General features: G+C 37.2%; 17 protein-coding genes. 6 read left to right on the top strand and 11 right to left on the bottom strand.

Translation table 11 applies throughout. From position 1 onward, the window contains the following. Positions 1-39: 39 nt before the first annotated feature. Complete coding sequence (coxB, locus tag MKY13_RS03955; RefSeq protein WP_191698531.1) at positions 40-1,110, bottom strand: cytochrome c oxidase subunit II; 1,071 nt, start codon at positions 1,108-1,110, stop codon at positions 40-42. Between the two features lie 692 nt (positions 1,111-1,802). On the opposite strand from coxB, the gene MKY13_RS03950 reads away from it, so the two are divergent. After that, complete coding sequence (locus tag MKY13_RS03950; protein WP_339215418.1) at positions 1,803-2,714, top strand: heme A synthase; 912 nt, start codon at positions 1,803-1,805, stop codon at positions 2,712-2,714. A 74-nt stretch (positions 2,715-2,788) separates the two neighbouring features. Here the strand turns inward: MKY13_RS03950 and pyc are convergent, their stop codons facing one another. From pyc to MKY13_RS03935, 3 genes are read right to left on the bottom strand one after another with little or no spacing between them, the layout of a single operon-like run. Next, entirely contained in the window at positions 2,789-6,223 is a 3,435-nt protein-coding gene (gene pyc, locus MKY13_RS03945) for a pyruvate carboxylase (RefSeq protein ID WP_339215417.1), read from the bottom strand. 17 nt (positions 6,224-6,240) lie between these two features. Beyond that, positions 6,241-7,413 carry an FtsW/RodA/SpoVE family cell cycle protein gene (locus tag MKY13_RS03940; protein ID WP_191698534.1) on the bottom strand — a complete coding sequence of 391 codons (1,173 nt, stop codon included), beginning with the start codon at positions 7,411-7,413 and terminating at the stop codon, positions 6,241-6,243. Positions 7,414-7,473: 60 nt separating this feature from the next. After that, positions 7,474-7,755: a YlaN family protein gene (locus tag MKY13_RS03935; RefSeq protein ID WP_191698535.1), complete on the bottom strand. Its 282-nt coding sequence runs from the start codon at positions 7,753-7,755 to the stop codon at positions 7,474-7,476. A gap of 171 nt (positions 7,756-7,926) precedes the next feature. On the opposite strand from MKY13_RS03935, the gene MKY13_RS03930 reads away from it, so the two are divergent. Both MKY13_RS03930 and MKY13_RS03925 read left to right on the top strand, forming a co-directional pair. After that, complete coding sequence (locus MKY13_RS03930; RefSeq protein WP_191698536.1) at positions 7,927-8,427, top strand: peptidyl-prolyl cis-trans isomerase; 501 nt, start codon at positions 7,927-7,929, stop codon at positions 8,425-8,427. Between the two features lie 12 nt (positions 8,428-8,439). After that, positions 8,440-8,643, top strand: coding sequence for a YlaI family protein (locus MKY13_RS03925; RefSeq protein WP_191698537.1), 204 nt, complete (start codon positions 8,440-8,442; stop codon positions 8,641-8,643). Positions 8,644-8,715: 72 nt separating this feature from the next. Here MKY13_RS03925 and MKY13_RS03920 read toward each other — a convergent pair whose 3' ends face one another. From MKY13_RS03920 to typA, 3 genes are all read right to left on the bottom strand, one after another. Then, a complete protein-coding gene (locus MKY13_RS03920) occupies positions 8,716-9,354 on the bottom strand; it encodes a fucose permease (RefSeq protein ID WP_191698538.1) in 639 nt (212 codons plus the stop codon). A gap of 124 nt (positions 9,355-9,478) precedes the next feature. Continuing rightward, positions 9,479-9,868: a YlaH-like family protein gene (locus MKY13_RS03915; RefSeq protein ID WP_339215413.1), complete on the bottom strand. Its 390-nt coding sequence runs from the start codon at positions 9,866-9,868 to the stop codon at positions 9,479-9,481. Between the two features lie 23 nt (positions 9,869-9,891). Then, positions 9,892-11,742 (bottom strand): translational GTPase TypA, encoded by a 1,851-nt coding sequence (gene typA / locus MKY13_RS03910; RefSeq protein ID WP_008403451.1) that lies wholly within the window; start codon positions 11,740-11,742, stop codon positions 9,892-9,894. A 129-nt stretch (positions 11,743-11,871) separates the two neighbouring features. Here typA and MKY13_RS03905 point away from each other — a divergent pair, with 129 nt between their 5' ends. After that, positions 11,872-12,087, top strand: coding sequence for a DUF5325 family protein (locus tag MKY13_RS03905; protein WP_191698540.1), 216 nt, complete (start codon positions 11,872-11,874; stop codon positions 12,085-12,087). 37 nt (positions 12,088-12,124) lie between these two features. On the opposite strand, the gene MKY13_RS03900 is transcribed toward MKY13_RS03905, so the two are convergent. Both MKY13_RS03900 and MKY13_RS03895 read right to left on the bottom strand, forming a co-directional pair. Continuing rightward, positions 12,125-12,919, bottom strand: a complete 795-nt coding sequence (locus tag MKY13_RS03900) for an inositol monophosphatase family protein (RefSeq protein ID WP_339215411.1) — start codon at positions 12,917-12,919, stop codon at positions 12,125-12,127. A gap of 138 nt (positions 12,920-13,057) precedes the next feature. Beyond that, positions 13,058-13,255 (bottom strand): hypothetical protein, encoded by a 198-nt coding sequence (locus MKY13_RS03895; protein WP_191698542.1) that lies wholly within the window; start codon positions 13,253-13,255, stop codon positions 13,058-13,060. A 192-nt stretch (positions 13,256-13,447) separates the two neighbouring features. Here MKY13_RS03895 and MKY13_RS03890 point away from each other — a divergent pair, with 192 nt between their 5' ends. Then, positions 13,448-14,077 carry a DUF1054 domain-containing protein gene (locus MKY13_RS03890; RefSeq protein WP_339215409.1) on the top strand — a complete coding sequence of 210 codons (630 nt, stop codon included), beginning with the start codon at positions 13,448-13,450 and terminating at the stop codon, positions 14,075-14,077. Between the two features lie 163 nt (positions 14,078-14,240). Here the strand turns inward: MKY13_RS03890 and MKY13_RS03885 are convergent, their stop codons facing one another. Both MKY13_RS03885 and MKY13_RS03880 read right to left on the bottom strand, forming a co-directional pair. Beyond that, positions 14,241-14,513, bottom strand: coding sequence for a UPF0223 family protein (locus MKY13_RS03885; RefSeq protein ID WP_191698544.1), 273 nt, complete (start codon positions 14,511-14,513; stop codon positions 14,241-14,243). A 20-nt stretch (positions 14,514-14,533) separates the two neighbouring features. Further along, a complete protein-coding gene (locus tag MKY13_RS03880) occupies positions 14,534-15,496 on the bottom strand; it encodes a nitronate monooxygenase family protein (protein WP_191698545.1) in 963 nt (320 codons plus the stop codon). A 124-nt stretch (positions 15,497-15,620) separates the two neighbouring features. On the opposite strand from MKY13_RS03880, the gene MKY13_RS03875 reads away from it, so the two are divergent. Continuing rightward, positions 15,621-17,090 (top strand): aminotransferase class I/II-fold pyridoxal phosphate-dependent enzyme, encoded by a 1,470-nt coding sequence (locus MKY13_RS03875; protein WP_339215406.1) that lies wholly within the window; start codon positions 15,621-15,623, stop codon positions 17,088-17,090. Positions 17,091-17,113: the final 23 nt, after the last annotated feature.

The following is a 17,113-nucleotide window of genomic DNA, read 5'->3' as shown; positions in this document are numbered from 1 at the left end:
CATTAACCTCCTTCAAAGTTTCTCTCTAATTGTGTATAACTACTTTTCTACTGATAGTGTCATTAAATAATCAGCAATTGCTTCTGCTTCTTCAGGGCTAACATTATAAGTTCCAGTCATTGTGTTTCCTGGCTTATAAGGTTCAGGATCTTTAATCCAGTTTGCTGTATTTTCTGCAGTATGCTCTAAGAAACCAGCAACACGGTTACGATCACCGAATGTTGTTAAGTTAGGGCCAAGACCATTACCGGCAACTGCCGATACTGCGTGACATCCTAAACAAGAGTTAGCAAATGTTGCTTCACCAATATCAGATGATTCTCTATCTGCTGTTTGACCTTCTGTTGCTTGCATTGCTGTTACCCAAGCATTAAATGCTTCTGGCTCAAGCGCTTTAACTTTGAAGTCCATTAATGCATGTGAAGGACCACATAATTCAGCACATTTACCGTAGAATACGCCTTCTCCATCATTTAAGCCTGCAGATTCTTTATCAAACTGTAAATAGAATTTGTTAATGCCATCTACGTTTGTATCCATCTTACCGCCTACTGCAGGAATCCAGAACGAGTGCTTTACGTCAGATGCGATTAGGTTGAAGTATACTTTTTCTCCAGTTGGAACTACTAATTCTTGAGCTGTAATAATTCCTTGGTTTGGATACTCAAACTCCCACCAATATAACTTTGCCGTTACATTTACTGTAAGTGCAGTTTTATTACCTTCTTCGTCTACCTCATCCATTGCAGCTACATCTGCAAATTTATAAGTATAGGTTAATGTCGGTACAGCTAAGATTATTAATAGAATAATTGGAATAACTGTCCAGATAACTTCCAATGTGTGGCTACCTTCCACTTGCTTTGGCATATGGTTTTCGCCAACTTTTGTACGGCGGAATTTGAAGAATGCTACTAAATAGATAGCCGATACTACAACTACTACTAATGTCATAATCCAAATAGCTAATATTAAAATATCTAATTGCTCTTTACCGACCGCACCTGCTGGGCGAAGAGTTGAAATATATTCTTCACCACATGCTGAAAGGAATACTGTCATTACTGTTAATAACGAAAATAATCGCCATTTTTTAAGCCCTTTCATCATAGCTTATTAAACCCCTCTTTCTTCATTATATTTTCATGTGTAACTGGGACTGTTTATTATAAGAGTCCCCACATGTCGGCAGCGAATCATGCCATCTTTTACAAAATTTCGCCTACGTATGAGGAAGGTTTTTGTAATTTTGGTTGCACCTTTACCTGCTGTCTTCTTCAATAAGTGAATCTTTCTCACGTCCTATTGGCATGGCGAGAAGCGATTTAGACTATTTAACTTTTAATCTTCTTTTAAGTCTTCACTGGTTTTGATTACCAATTTCAATCTATAAGTGCAAGAAAACTTATTAGAAGCATTATCGTTAAAGCTATAGTGTTACATGCACTATGGTAAATGTGTCCAATATATTACTACTCCTTTCAAATTTGTAAGCATATTCCGCTACCATAACTATATCTAAATTTGTATCGGATTTCTACACGTTTCGAGAAATTTCAAATTTCATCATGTCAAACAGGTCGAAGCGTACAGAAATCTAAAACAACATCTTTATAGTAATGCATTTTCTGCCAATATTTGTGAAGGATAGGAGACGAATTTATGAACAATTTGTGAAAAACTGGATGCGTTTACATTACAATCCTTGATTGAAGTTGTATTTTTAACATTTTTTCGCTATCATCTTAAACTAGAGACGCTCTTTGTAGCGACCTGAAAATTAAAGTAGGTGGGCTCACTATATGCATCATAAATATTATAAGTTTTTAAAATGGTTTGCTGTATTGTCTACACTCGGTATGCTACTCATCCTCCAAGGTGGAGCACTTGTTACAAAGACTGACAGCGGTCTTGGCTGTGGAAGAAACTGGCCTGACTGTAATGGTTCGTTGATTCCTAAAGAAATCACAACAGAAGTATTAATTGAATTTTCACATCGCCTCGTCACTGGATCTGTATCAATTTTCATTTTAATTTTAGTTATTTGGACTTGGCGTGCTCTCGGTCATATTCGTGAAGTAAAATTATTAGGCTTTTTAGCAATGTTCTTCTTAATTCTCCAAGCGTTAATTGGCGCTGCACAAGTTTTATGGGGACAAGGCGACTTTATATTAGCATTGCATTTTGGTATTTCATTAATCTCTTTTGCTGCTGTTCTACTTCTTACTTTAATAGTATTTGAGGTCGACAAAAAATTTGATGCTGACCGCTTACACATGAGCAAGAAATTAAAAATACATACAATATGCGTTACTTTATATTCTTATATCGTTGTATATACTGGGGCTCTAGTGCGCCATACTGATGCAAGCCTTGTATGTCCGGATTGGCCATTCTGCCGTAATGATCAGCCACTTGCATTGCCTTACAATATGTACGAATGGGTACAAATGGGTCACCGTTTTGCGGTTTTACTATTTGTTATTTGGATAGCCTACATTGCCATCCATGTCATTAGAAACTATAAACAGCAACGCGTTATTTACTGGGGCTGGATTATTGCCCTTTCAATTGTTATTTTGCAAGTGATCGCCGGGATGCTAGTAGTACTTTTAAAACTGCAATTGTTTGTATCTTTAATGCATTCTTTATTGATTACCCTATTATTCGGATTATTATGTTATTTAATAATGCTAGTTTCAAGGTCAAAATAGAAAACAGAAATAGATTAGTAGCACCAATCAATTTCAAAACAAAAAGCGCAGCAAATTTGCTGCGCTTTTTATTATTACTCCAATTCTATTAGTAAATCACCTGTTGAAATAGCATCGCCTGCTTTAGCGTATACTTCTTTTACGATACCATCTTTTGGTGCTTGTACTGTCGTCTCCATTTTCATAGCTTCTGTAATCAATAAATGCTCGCCACGTTTAACCGAGCTTCCTTTATTCACCACAACTTTTAATACTGTTCCCGGCATTGTTGCACCTATTTGATTAGGATTAGAAGAATCGGCCTTCAAAGCAATGCTGCCATCTACTTCAACTGTTAAATCCTGTATAACTAGTTCACGGGATTGACCGTTCATTTCAAAATAAAGAACGCGTGTACCATCATGTTGCGGCTCACCGATCGAAACAAGTTTAATAATCAGTGTTTTTCCTTTTTCGATTTCTACTTCGATTTCCTCACCCAACCTTAAACCATATAGGAAAGTTGCTGTATCGAGTACAGAAACATCACCGAATGATTCTACCGCCTGCATATATTGCTCGAACACTTTCGGATACAATGCATATGCAAGTACATCTTGTTTGGATGGTGTACGTTCGAACTTTTCTGTTAACTCCTCCGACAATTTATCAAAATCAACCGGTGGCAATAGCTCTCCTGGTCTTACTGTTATTGGTGTACGATCCTTTAATACAACTTGCTGAATTTCCTTTGGGAATCCTCCATGTGGCTGACCTAAATACCCTTGGAAAAATTCAATTACTGATTCAGGGAAGTCAATCGTTTGCCCACGCTCAACAATATTGTCTTCTGTTAAATCGTTTTGCACCATGAATAAGGCCATATCGCCCACAACTTTTGAAGAAGGCGTTACTTTCACAATATCTCCAAACATTAAATTTACGCGTGAATACATCGATTTCACTTCATCCCAACGGTCACCCAGTCCTACAGCTTTCGCTTGCTGCTGCAAGTTACTATATTGACCACCCGGCATTTCATGGACATAAATTTCAGAATGTGGTGCATTCATGCCACTTTCGAAATCAACGTAGTATTTGCGTACATCTTCCCAATAATATGATAGCTTTTCCAAGCTTTCAATATCGGCTCTTACATTTCGTTCTGAGCCTTTCATCGCATAGTATAAAGAATTGGCACTTGGCTGTGATGTTAAACCAGCCATTGAGCCTAATGCTGTATCTATAATATCTACGCCCGCTTCGATTGCTTTTGCATATAAATAAATTCCGTTCCCGCTCGTATCATGAGTATGCAAATGAATCGGCAGACTTGTAGCCTCTTTAAGCTCTGAAATTAGGCGATATGCCGCTTGTGGTTTAAGTAAGCCTGCCATATCTTTAATTGCTAAAATATGGGCTCCTGTTGCTTCGAGCTCTTTTGCCATATCTTTATAATATTGAACTGTGTATTTTGCACGTGAGTCATCTAAAATGTCTCCAGTATAGCAAATTGCCGCTTCTGCAACTTTTCCGCTATTACGCACTTCATCAATTGCTACTTCCATTCCTTTAATCCAGTTAAGTGAATCGAAAATACGGAAAACATCCACTCCAGAAGTTGCTGACTCCTGAATAAATTCACGGATTAAGTTATCCGGGTAATTCGTATATCCTACCGCATTAGCTCCACGCAATAACATTTGGAATAAAACGTTCGGTACCTTTTTGCGTAACTTTTCCAAGCGGTCCCATGGATTTTCGCTTAAGAAGCGATATGCTACATCAAATGTCGCTCCACCCCACATTTCAAGTGAGAAATAGTTATGCATTAAATGTGATGTTTCATCCGCAATTTCAAGCATATCCTGTGAACGTACTCGTGTAGCAAGTAGTGACTGATGTGCATCACGGAATGTTGTGTCTGTTAAAAGTACATCTTCCTGCTCTTTAATCCATTTTACAAGTCCATCGGCGCCATGCGCATCTAAAATTTGTTTTGTTCCTGATGGTGAAGGAATTAAAATATCCACTTTCGGCTTTTCTGGCTGTACAAATATTGGCTTCGTACGTTTCTCAACACCCGGGAAACCATTTAAAGTAACATTACCAATATAGTTTAATAGTTTTGTTCCACGGTCTTTGCGTTCCGGGAACTCAAACAATTCAGGCGTTGTATCTATAAAGCTCGTATCAAATTCTCCTGATAGGAATTTATTGTGCAATACTACATTGCCTAAAAACGGAATATTTGTCTTAACCCCACGAATACGGAATTCGCGCAAGTTACGGTCCATTTTTGCTGCCGCTTCTTCAAACGTCATTCCCCACGTTGAAATTTTGACCAACAATGAATCGTAGTAAGGTGTTACTACGGCACCTTGGAAACCATTTCCTGCATCTAAACGTACACCAAAACCACCGCTTGAACGATATACCATCAACTTACCTGTATCTGGCATAAAGTTGTTTGCCGGATCTTCTGTTGTTACACGAGATTGTATCGCATATCCGAATAGTGGAATTTTATTTTGAGCAGGTACACCAACCTCCTTCGAGTGAAGGTCACGGCCCTCTGCTACTTTAATTTGAGCATGGACAATATCAATTCCTGTAATCATTTCTGTAATTGTATGTTCGACTTGAATTCTCGGATTTACTTCAATGAAATAAAATTTATCATCCGCCACTAAAAATTCTACAGTACCTGCATTAATATAATTTACATTTTTCATTAATTTAACGGCTGCTTCGCAAATCTCATTGCGCAAATGTACAGAAATTGAATTAGACGGTGCGATTTCAACAACCTTTTGATGACGTCGTTGAATCGAGCAGTCCCGCTCATATAAATGTACAATATTACCGTGTGTATCACCGATAATTTGCACTTCAATATGTTTCGGCTTAATAATAGCCTTTTCTACATATACTTCATCCGAGCCGAACGCTGCTTTTGCTTCTGATTTTGCTCGTTCATATGACGATTGAAGCTCTTCTTTCGAGCTTACTAAACGCATACCACGTCCGCCACCGCCAAGAGCTGCTTTAATCATGATAGGGAAGCCATAATTTTCACTGAATTTCTCCACTTCCTGTAAACTATCTACGGGTCCATCAGTACCTGGGATAACAGGAATATCAGCCAAAATTGCTTGTTCACGTGCTTTTACTTTATCCCCAAACATATCAAGATGTGCAGAAGTAGGACCAATAAATTGAATACCCTCTTCTTCACAACGTCGTGCAAATAAAACATTTTCCGACAAGAAGCCGTACCCCGGATGAATTGCATCGACATTTGCATCTTTAGCAATTTTCAAGATGCTTTCGATATCCAAATATGCATCAATCGGCTTTTTCCCCATACCGACAAGATAAGCTTCATCCGCTTTATAACGGTGATATGAACCACTATCTTCACGTGAATAAATCGCTACCGTTTTAATATGTAATTCATTACATGCTCGTAAAATACGAATGGCTATTTCGCCTCGGTTTGCAACTAGAATCTTTTTAATCGACTTCATTTCTCCTCGTCCCCCAATTACTTTCTTTTTTCCAATTTGTGATGTGTGGAAACATTTATAAGTATCCCCATTGCTATTGAAAGCAATAATATTGAAGTACCGCCATAGCTAATAAAAGGAAGCGTTACTCCGGTTAACGGGATAAGTCCCGATAATCCACCTAAATTAATAAAAGTTTGAAATCCTATCCATGTAGAAATGCCCGCCGCTAACATTCTTGCAAGCGGATCCTTTGTTGACATCGCGATATAGTAACCACGCAAAACGATAAAGCCTAATCCAATTATAACAATTGAAACACCAAAAATCCCTAATTCCTCAGCAATAATCGCCATTATAAAATCTGTTTGAGGTTCCGGTACATACCCTAGCTTTTGAATCGATTGCCCGAGCCCACGTCCTTCCAACCCACCTGCACCGATTGCATAATAACCGTTCACAACATGATACCCCGAGTTGAGCGGATCGCTGAAAGGATCTAAAAAGGAAGTAATACGACCTCTACGACTCGCATTGAAAACCGTATCCCATTTAAATATTAAAATTCCGATTATTCCGACAACACCCAATGCCGATAATAATCCAAAAATTCTGCCGAGCGTTTTTCCCTTAAGACCGCTTGTAATAACAACAACAAGTGCAATGGCGACAATGATGACCAGTGCGCCTAAATCGGTTTCAAAACCAACAACAAGTACGATAAATAGCCACATGCCCAATGGATACGACACATCATCAAATGTTAATAGCTGCATCGAACCACGATTCACACTTTTACGGTAAAATGTCCCCGCAAAGAAAATAATAATAAAGAGTTTGGCAAATTCGGATGGTTGGAAATTCATAAGGCCGAACATGTTAATCCAACTTCTTGAACCGTTAACACTATTGCCGGCAATTATAAGCCATAACTCTAGTATAAACATAACTGCCAGCAAAAATCCTAATATAGATTTATCGGATAACCTTTTATAGGGCATAATGACAGCGACCGTAAATAAAATTAACGATAAAACTATATTAACGAGCTGGCGATTATAATAATGATTAGGGTTTGCTTCATAATGAATAATAGAAACCCAAATACTTGAACTATAAATCATAACCAGTCCAAATAACATTAACAAAATATAAACGAACAACAACCCATAATCAAAATTGCGAAAATAATTTTTAAAATAATGCTTCATGTTATAAACCTCTTCTTTGAAAAAAAAACTCAAACCGCAATGTAGCGTTTGAGTTTTCTTTTATTTGTCTGTATACGCATCATGTAATAAAGAAAGCTCTTTCTCTAAAGAATCGAGAATTCTCTTTCCCTGTTCACGCTCAATTAGCCCGAGCCTTGCAGCAAATTCTATTTCACGCGATAAACCAAACATTTGTGTATCTAATACTTCTTCATATAACGGACAAGACGGCATAGTTAAATTATCCATTTGTACGCGAATTAATCGAGCAATTTTATCTGCATCCGCAGTTAACAACTCTAATGCTTTTTCCTGAAAGGAAGCTTGTGCTTTCGTATCCATGAGGACGCCCCCATCTATGATATTTCTTCGATTCTATCTTAGTAAAGTGTATCTTTTTACATTCAAAAATGCAAGTGTCTTTGTATGTTTTGCATTCAATTCAATTATATTTCTTTCTACCTGGAATAGCGTTATAATAATGAAGGAAAATAGTTTAGGGGGGACTTACAAATGGTCGAAACAATCATTCCTATAAAAGGTGCGGTCAAATTTCAATTGACGTTAGATCCTACCGTATGGATTTTTGATGATCGTAAACTGAATCTGAAAACATATTTTGCTTCGGAAAAAGTTGAAGAAGATAATGAAAAATACTTACGTGACATGGGTGCACACTGGTCACGCGAAATTATGGAAGGTGCTGTATTTCCGCCGACTTTAAAAACAGAGCGTAAATTTGATCGAAAAGGTATGCTTACTGGAACGTTCGGAATGGAAATTAAGCCATTTTTAAATAATGCACAAATTACAGATGGTGCAAACGAAGTCGTTTTCGAATGTACGACAGATGAAGAGTTTGTTTTCCCATTGCAACAGGCTGAAAACTTTATTTTTAAATTTAGCCAGGACGGTAAACCACTCAACGAGGACGGTCCTGTACATGTAATTTTTGCAGATGGTTCGAATGTTGAAAATCCAATAAAAAATGTGCGTGCGATTCGTATTCAATAGGAGGAATTCGTGATGCGTGTAAAATGTGTCATTTGTGATACACTACATGATTTGCCAAACGATCTACCTTTAGCTAAAAAATTGCGAAATCGCCCTATTCATACGTTTATGTGTCCACCATGCTCAGAACGCATAACGGATAATACACAGAAACGGATTGAAACAGGAAATTTCCGTTTCTTCAGAACATCTTCTAAATTTGATGAAGAATTTTAAAGAGTCGGGAACAAAACAAAAAATATCAATTTTCTCTTCATGAGAAAATTGATATTTTTTTATCTTATATAATTAAAATTCAAATGACTGATTGTGGAACTTGAAATCGATAAAGCTTTGCGCATTAATTTTGCTTAACTGGAAGAAATTAGTTACCTCTGTTTTTACCCCTTCAAATACACGTTCTTCATCAACAACATATGCCTCTATCGAAACAGCAATTTCACCAAATTGAGCTTTTAATGCATCTGCAATCTGCTTAGCTGTATCTTCTGAAATATCTTCATCCACCACTAAATGGACTGTCGCTTTTTCGACATTTACTTCTTCCAAAGTCGCTTCTTCTTTCAAGCCATCCTGGAATACATTGGACATAACTAAAATATCTTCTCCCACAATCGGTTGAATCAGTTCGTTAACCTGAATGTTAACATTTTCAGCAAAGTATTCGCCAAAATATTCACCGTCTTTTGCTTCAAAATCATATACTGTTTTTGTCGTTTCTGATTGGACGGTAATTTCAAAATCATCACCAATAGCAGGTGCTGTCGATTTGGTTACGACAAATTGATCATTGTAAAGTTCGCTTAGTTCCGCTGCCGCATTATCCTCGTTTTTTGCTGTGAGTACTGCAGGTACGAATATAATGCATGATATAATAACTAGCGCTATAGCGACTGTGATAATCACTTGTTTTTTAGTAAAATTCATTTTTCACTACTCCATTTAATTTATTATCCCCATTAGTGAATTATAGCGTTTTCATTATAGATGATTCAAATAAACGCACTTATAAATAAAGAGGTGTGTTAAATTAACACACCTCAATAAAATATTAGTTAGCCTGCTTTGCTTCTTCTCGTTTTTCGCGCCATAAGCGTGATTTATAAACAATTAAAATCAATGCAGCGACAATTAAACCTTCAATCATTGGTAGGAATAACGCTAGAAAAGTTAATATTATACATCCGAAAAATAGGAACGTATAAATAACGATATTTCTTCCTAATGTTAGTTTTTTTGCAAAGCCTAGTTTATAAACTATTGCCGACATAAGGAACACGAGAATAAATGTTACATAACCAGCCATGTCGTAGTTTGGTAAATTTTGATATAAATAACTTGTAATCCCTGACATACGATTAAAGACATATTCATTTTCACTACTAGATACAGATGCTAGTAATACTAAATTTAAATAGCTACTTAACACAGCCAACATCATTCAACCTTCCTTATTGACGCCAATTAAGCTTCTAACTCAGCGTTCTTTTTCTTTTTAGCAACACGTTCACGTTCACCTTTATCAAGGATCTGTTTACGTAAACGGATTGATTCTGGAGTTACTTCTAAATACTCATCATCACCTAAGTATTCTAATGCTTCTTCAAGTGATAAAATACGAGGCTTTTTAATAACATTCGTTTGGTCTTTGTTCGCCGAACGGATATTTGTTTTTTGTTTTTGTTTTGTAATGTTTACAGTAATATCAGCATCACGTGTATTTTCACCAACGATCATACCTTCGTATACTTCAGTACCTGGCTCAATGAATAATGTACCACGATCTTCTACACCCATCATACCGTAAGTTGTTGCTTTACCGTTTTCCATAGATACTAATACACCTTGGTGACGGCCGCCAACTTTACCTGCTACTACTGGAGCGTAGTGATCGAATGTATGGTTCATCATACCGAAACCTTTTGTGATAGACATGAACTCAGTTGTATAACCGATTAAACCACGTGCTGGAACGTTAAAGATTAAACGAACTTGTCCTGATCCGTTGTTTATCATATCTAACATTTCACCTTTACGAGTACCGATTGATTCAATGATAGAACCTACAGAATCTTCTGGTACGTCGATTTGTACGCGTTCGATTGGCTCAGATTTTACGCCATCGATGTTACGGATGATTACTTGTGGTTTAGATACTTGTAATTCATAACCTTCACGACGCATGTTTTCGATTAAGATCGATAAGTGAAGCTCACCACGACCCGAAACTGTCCATGCATCTGGAGAATCTGTATCTTCTACACGTAAAGATACATCTGTTTGTAATTGTGCAAGTAAACGCTCTTCAATTTTACGAGAAGTTACCCATTTCCCTTCGCGACCTGCGAATGGTGAGTTGTTTACTAAGAATGTCATTTGTAATGTTGGCTCATCAATACGTAATGGTGTTAACGCTTCTTGATGATCAATTGGACAAACTGTTTCACCAACGTTAATATCTTCCATTCCTGATACTGCGATTAAATCACCAGCAATTGCTGTTTCGATTTCTTCACGTTTAAGACCGAAGAAACCAAAGATTTTTGTAACACGGAAGTTTTTCACTGTGCCATCTAATTTCATAAGAGAAACTTGTTGACCTACAGAAATTTTACCGCGGAATACGCGACCGATTCCGATACGGCCAACGAAGTCATTATAGTCAAGTAATGCTACTTGGAATTGTAAAGGCTCGTCCGAGTTATCAATTGGTGCTGGAATTGATTCAATGATTTTCTCGAATAGGCAAGTCATGTTTTCTTCTTGATTTGCTGGGTCTGGATCTAAAGATGCTGTACCATTTACACCAGAAGCATAAACAACTGGGAAATCTAATTGATCTTCATCTGCACCTAGCTCGATTAATAACTCTAATACTTCATCTACTACTTCTAGTGGACGAGCTGAGTCTTTATCTACTTTGTTTACTACAACGATTGGTGTTAAGCGTTGTTCTAACGCTTTCTTTAATACAAAACGTGTTTGAGGCATACAACCCTCATACGCATCGACAACTAAACAAACGCCATCTACCATTTTTAAGATACGTTCTACTTCTCCACCGAAGTCTGCGTGTCCAGGCGTATCAAGGATGTTGATACGAGTACCGTTATAATCTACTGCTGTATTTTTAGCTAAAATTGTAATTCCACGTTCACGCTCTATATCACCAGAGTCCATTGCACGTTCTTCTACACGTTCATTTGAACGGAAAGTACCTGATTGCTTTAATAATTGGTCTACTAACGTTGTTTTACCATGGTCAACGTGAGCAATAATTGCGATATTACGAATATCTTGACGTAAATTTGTCATTATTCCACTCCATATTCTTTTTTCAATTGTTTAACTGTGATATTATAGCACATGAAAGATTAAATGTCTTTTCACAATAATTAATATCATTTTTTAGTCACATATTATAGATGTCCGGAGGCAGGAAATATGAATAAAGCAAAATTTGTCATGTTTATTTATGCATTGGCAGCAATCCTATCAATGATTAGTATCGGATTTGCCTTTTCACTAGTATTTATGACTGGCGATGAGTATGAAACAATTGGTTGGATCGGCGTTGTTGTAGGTATTGTCGTTATGTGCGCAATCTTTGGAATGGCATTTAAAACAAAACGTAAATTTAGAGACCAAGGCTTACTCTAAATGTATAAAACTTCGGTGCGTATACGCACCGAAGTTTTTATTTTTTTTCCTCGATATACTTGTCTAAAATTAATTGATGGATGGTAGGGTTTGCAATTATAAATGTATCCATTGATAAAAAATCGAAATCTTTCCCATTAAAGTTTGTTGCAATAGCTCCTACTTCTTTGGCAATAATGACCCCACCACCAATATCCCACGGCGCCAAACGCATTGAGATATAGGCATCCAGCTTACCGCTCACGACAAAAGCTATTTCCATCGCCGCAGAACCATAAGAACGGGTGCCACGTACTGTTCGGACTAATTCCGTTATTTTCTCATGGTTAATGCGATCATTCGGTGTAACCCAACTTGCATTGATACCAATAACAGCTTGTTCAATTTTTACCGGTTGAAGTTTACGGAGAGGAGAATCGTTATACCATGCACCTACCCCTGAAATAGCATTAAATAAATCTTCGCGCATTACATCAAATATGTAACCTAAAACTCCAATACCATCCACATAAATGCCAATCGTAATCATGAAATGGCGATGTTGCTTAACAAAATTCATCGTGCCGTCAATTGGATCAATAATCCATACGACCCCTTCCAGACTTTCTACTTTTTCGCCCATTCCTTCTTCACCTAAAATACGATGGTCCGGATTAAATGCCTTTATTTTTTCGATAAAAAATAACTCTGTTTCCCGGTCAATATTCGTCACTAAATCATTGGGACTAGATTTTGTTTCGATTTCAATATCGTATGAAAATGCTGCACGGATATTTCGCCCCGCTTCAAAAATAATTTTTTTCGCAAATTCATCTAGCTGTTTTACATCCATCGTTCATCCACCTTCCGACAACCATTGCTATTTTTAATATGTAATATATGGAACTTTTTTTAATAACTTCATTATAACAAAAAATCACTTGCTATCTAACTTTGGCAAGTGATTTTTTATTTTGGAAACATTTTTTTGTTACGCATATACATGTAGACCTTTTAATTCCTCTTGAATTTCTGTTAAACGTTTTTTGGATTTTTCGATTTCAGATTGATTTTTATCATTCATAGCTGCATAAAGTGTTGCTAGCTCATAATCCATTTCCAACATTAAAATCTCTTCATATTGCTTTTCAATATCGACTTTGCGTATAATTTTAATCATCTGTTTCATAAAAATCACTTCCTCATCATATTATTTAAACTTTTCCCTAACTTTTTATAAAAAGGATTTTGGATACCATGACTAATTGCTTATAATAATATCCTCACCATTTGTAAAATATAACGGTGTAAAGTTTCTATTAACAGATTTTTTCCCAAAAAGTTAATAAAATAAACATTAAATCGAAAGGATTTGAAAAATTTGAGTAATGTAAAATGGACTACAGAAGACTTCCAAGTATTTGAAATTGACGGCTTAGATGATCGAATGGAAGCTTTAACAAATATAATCCGCCCAAAATTCCATGAACTTTCGGAAATTTTCACCGGTTATTTCAGTACACAGACAGGAGAAGAATTCTTTGGTCATGTTGCAAAACATGCACGCCGTACTGTTAACCCACCAAAAGATTCATGGGTAGCATTCGCGCCTTATAAGCGTGGCTATAAATCTTTGCCACATTTCCAGATTGGACTGTGGGGTACACATCTTTTCATCGTAGTTGCGGTTATTTATGAAGCACCGCAAAAGCACGAAATGGCACAGCGTTTATTAGCTAATATTAATGTAATTAAAAGCTTATCAAATGACTACGTAATTTCCGGAGACCATATGCAGCCGGATGCCTTCCCTTTAAAAGAAGCACGTGATGAAAAGCTTGAGCAGCTCCTTGTACGTCTGCGGGATGTAAAAAAGGGTGAATTCCTAGTTGGTCGACATATTCCTGCCAATGAGGCTATTCAAATGTCTGCAGAGCATTTTTTACAACTAGCTGAAAAGACATTTGATGAACTTCTCCCAATTTATGAAATCATCAAAGGTAACAATTAACCATTTATTATTAATATGTACAAAAGACTGCTAAACATTCCAATAATCTAAAATAAATTTCAAAAAAAATTCCCAACCTAAAAAAGAGAAATAGCACGATTAAAGTGCCATTTCTCTTTTTTCGTAAGTTAAAACAAACAAACTATGCTCCACCTTAACTTTCTTATTTCATTTTTACAATTTGTCCATCAGCCAGTTCTTTAGCCAGCTTTACAACACGGAATGGTACGTAGGTGCTCGCTTGTTCAAAATCTCGGCAAATTGTCTTTTCTTCCGCTTGTGATGGGACAACTTCTTTAAAGCGTTTATAACGTGCCATTACGATTTCGCGCTTTACGCCTTTTTCGTATGCCATTTCCACTACCTCAAAAAAGCGTACGACATCGACCATTTCCTCTGTAGTCCAATCTGTTGACAATGGGTATGAATATTCCATAAATTATTACCTGCCTTTAATTATTGCTGCCCCCATTTTAAACGGATTTCTTCTGCTTGTACAACCATACGCTGAATTAATTCCTCAACTGTTGGAATATCATTTATTAAACCTGTTACTTGACCTGCCCATCCATATCCATTTGCTGAATCACCATCGTATATAAACTTTTTGTTCGCTTCTCCACTAATATAATTTTTTAAAGCTTCGTAAGTAGGAGAATGCTGTTCGATCCCCAAAATTTGATCTGTAAATTCATTTCGGATTACTCTGGCCGGTGCACCAATCGAACGTTTTATAATTGCCGTATCCGTTTCTTCACTTTCAATTAATGCCTGCTTGTATGCCATGGAAGCATGAACACATTCCTTAGTAGCTATAAAACGTGTTCCCATTTCAATTCCCTCTGCACCGAGTGCATGAGCTGCTATCCACCCTCGACCGTCTCCTATGCCTCCAGAAGCTATGACAGGAATCGATACACTATCCACTACCTGAGGCACCAATACCATCGTTCCTACGTCGTCTCTCCCTAAATGACCGCCACCTTCTTGTCCAACAACCATGACAGCATCCGCTCCGAGCTGCTCTGCTTTTTGTGCTTGACGTTTTGCCGCTACCAATACTAGTTTTTTACAAGATGCATCTTTTAATATATCAAAAATAGGCGCTGGATTGCCTCCTGTAATCGTCACTACAGGTACGTCCATTTCCGCAGCGACTTCTACCATTCTTTCATACCCTTTTCCATGCATACCTATCGCAAAATTTACTCCGAATGGTTTATTTGTCATTTCTTTTACTTTTTTTATTTCTTCCTTTAAAGCATCCGGCGACGATAAACTCATCGCTGTAATTTGCCCTAATGCACCTGCATTAGAAACAGCTGCAGCAAGCTCTGAGTAAGCTAAATATGCCAGTCCACCTTGAATAATCGGATATTGAACCTGTAATAATTCTGTTACCTTTGTATGCCAATTCATAGCCATTCCTCCTAAAATAAGTGTCTTCATTACAAGTATTCGAAATATTTATATAGTCAGCATCTTTAATAGGTGCTATAATTCACTTGTTTTAAAATTACAATATAGTGAGGTGGTACCTGCGTTGTCACAGTTAGAGACTCCTTTGTTTGATGCATTACTCAAGCATCGCAACAGACATCCTATTCAGTTCCATATTCCAGGTCATAAAAAAGGACAGGGAATGGATCCAGCTTACAGAGAATTTGTAGGCGACAACGTTTTATCAATTGATTTAATTAATATTGCTCCACTAGATGATTTACACGCTCCTAAAGGTGTGATTATGCAAGCACAAAACCTTGCTGCCCAAGCCTTTGGGGCTGACCATACATTCTTTTCCGTACAAGGTACTAGTGGCGCCATAATGACGATGATTTTAACTGTCGTCGGTCCAGGCGATAAAATAATAGTACCGCGGAATGTACATAAATCAATTATGTCAGCGATTGTTTTCGCGGGTGCTATCCCAATTTTTATCCATCCTGAAGTAGATAGTGAGCTTGGCATCTCCCATGGTATTTCACCTGAGTCAGTTGAGCGTGCACTATTGAAATATCCGGATGCTAAAGCAGTACTTGTTATTAACCCTACTTATTTTGGTTTTGTAGCAGATTTAAAACGTATTGTTGACATTGTTCACGCGAGAAACATTCCTGTAATTGTAGATGAAGCTCACGGCGTTCATATTAAGTTCCATGATGATTTACCCTTATCGGCAATGCAAGCAGGCGCAGATATGGCTGCAACGAGCACACATAAGTTAGGTGGTTCAATGACAGGTAGTTCAGTATTAAACGTTAGAGAGGGCCTTGTGTCCGCTAAACGTGTACAATCTGTATTTTCAATGTTAACTACTACATCCACTTCCTACCCTATGCTTGCTTCAATTGATACAGCACGTCGTCAATTAGCAGTTAACGGGCAGAATTTGTTGGACGATGCGATTCGTTTGGCACAAGATGCGCGTAAACGCATCAATTCTATCCCGCATCTTCATTGTGTGGGGCGTGAGAAGCTCGGTACATCTGCAACTTACGATATGGATCCATTGAAACTATTAATAAGTGTAAAAGATTTAGGGATTACAGGTCATGTAGCTGAAGAATGGCTTCGAGTAAATGCCAATTTAGAAATCGAACTATCAGATCTATACAATATTCTATGTTTAGTTACGATTGGAGATTCTAAAAAAGAAATAAATTTACTTATCAATGCTCTAACACGTATGTCAAAAGCATTTGAATCAGAAGCTTCTATTACAGAGACAAATGTTCAAATTCCCGAAATCCCTGCGCTTGCCATGTCACCACGGGATGCTTTTTATGCACCAACAGAAAGCATACCGCTTGCACTTTCTGAAGGTTACATTTGTGCTGAGTTTATAATGGTATACCCACCAGGGATTCCTATTTTTATTCCCGGGGAAATCATTACGCAAAGTAATATTGATTTCATTAAGATGAATGTTGAAGCGGGTCTTCCTGTGCAAGGTCCTGAAGATAGTACGTTACAGAATATACGAGTTATAAAAGAGAGAAAAGCAATATATTAATATCATTACAGACGACTAATATG

The organism is Solibacillus sp. FSL W8-0372, assembly GCF_037969735.1.
Lineage (GTDB): Bacteria > Bacillota > Bacilli > Bacillales_A > Planococcaceae > Solibacillus > Solibacillus faecavium.
The sequence above is the reverse complement of the archived record's forward strand: the minus strand, read 5'-3'. Positions and strand labels throughout refer to the sequence as shown.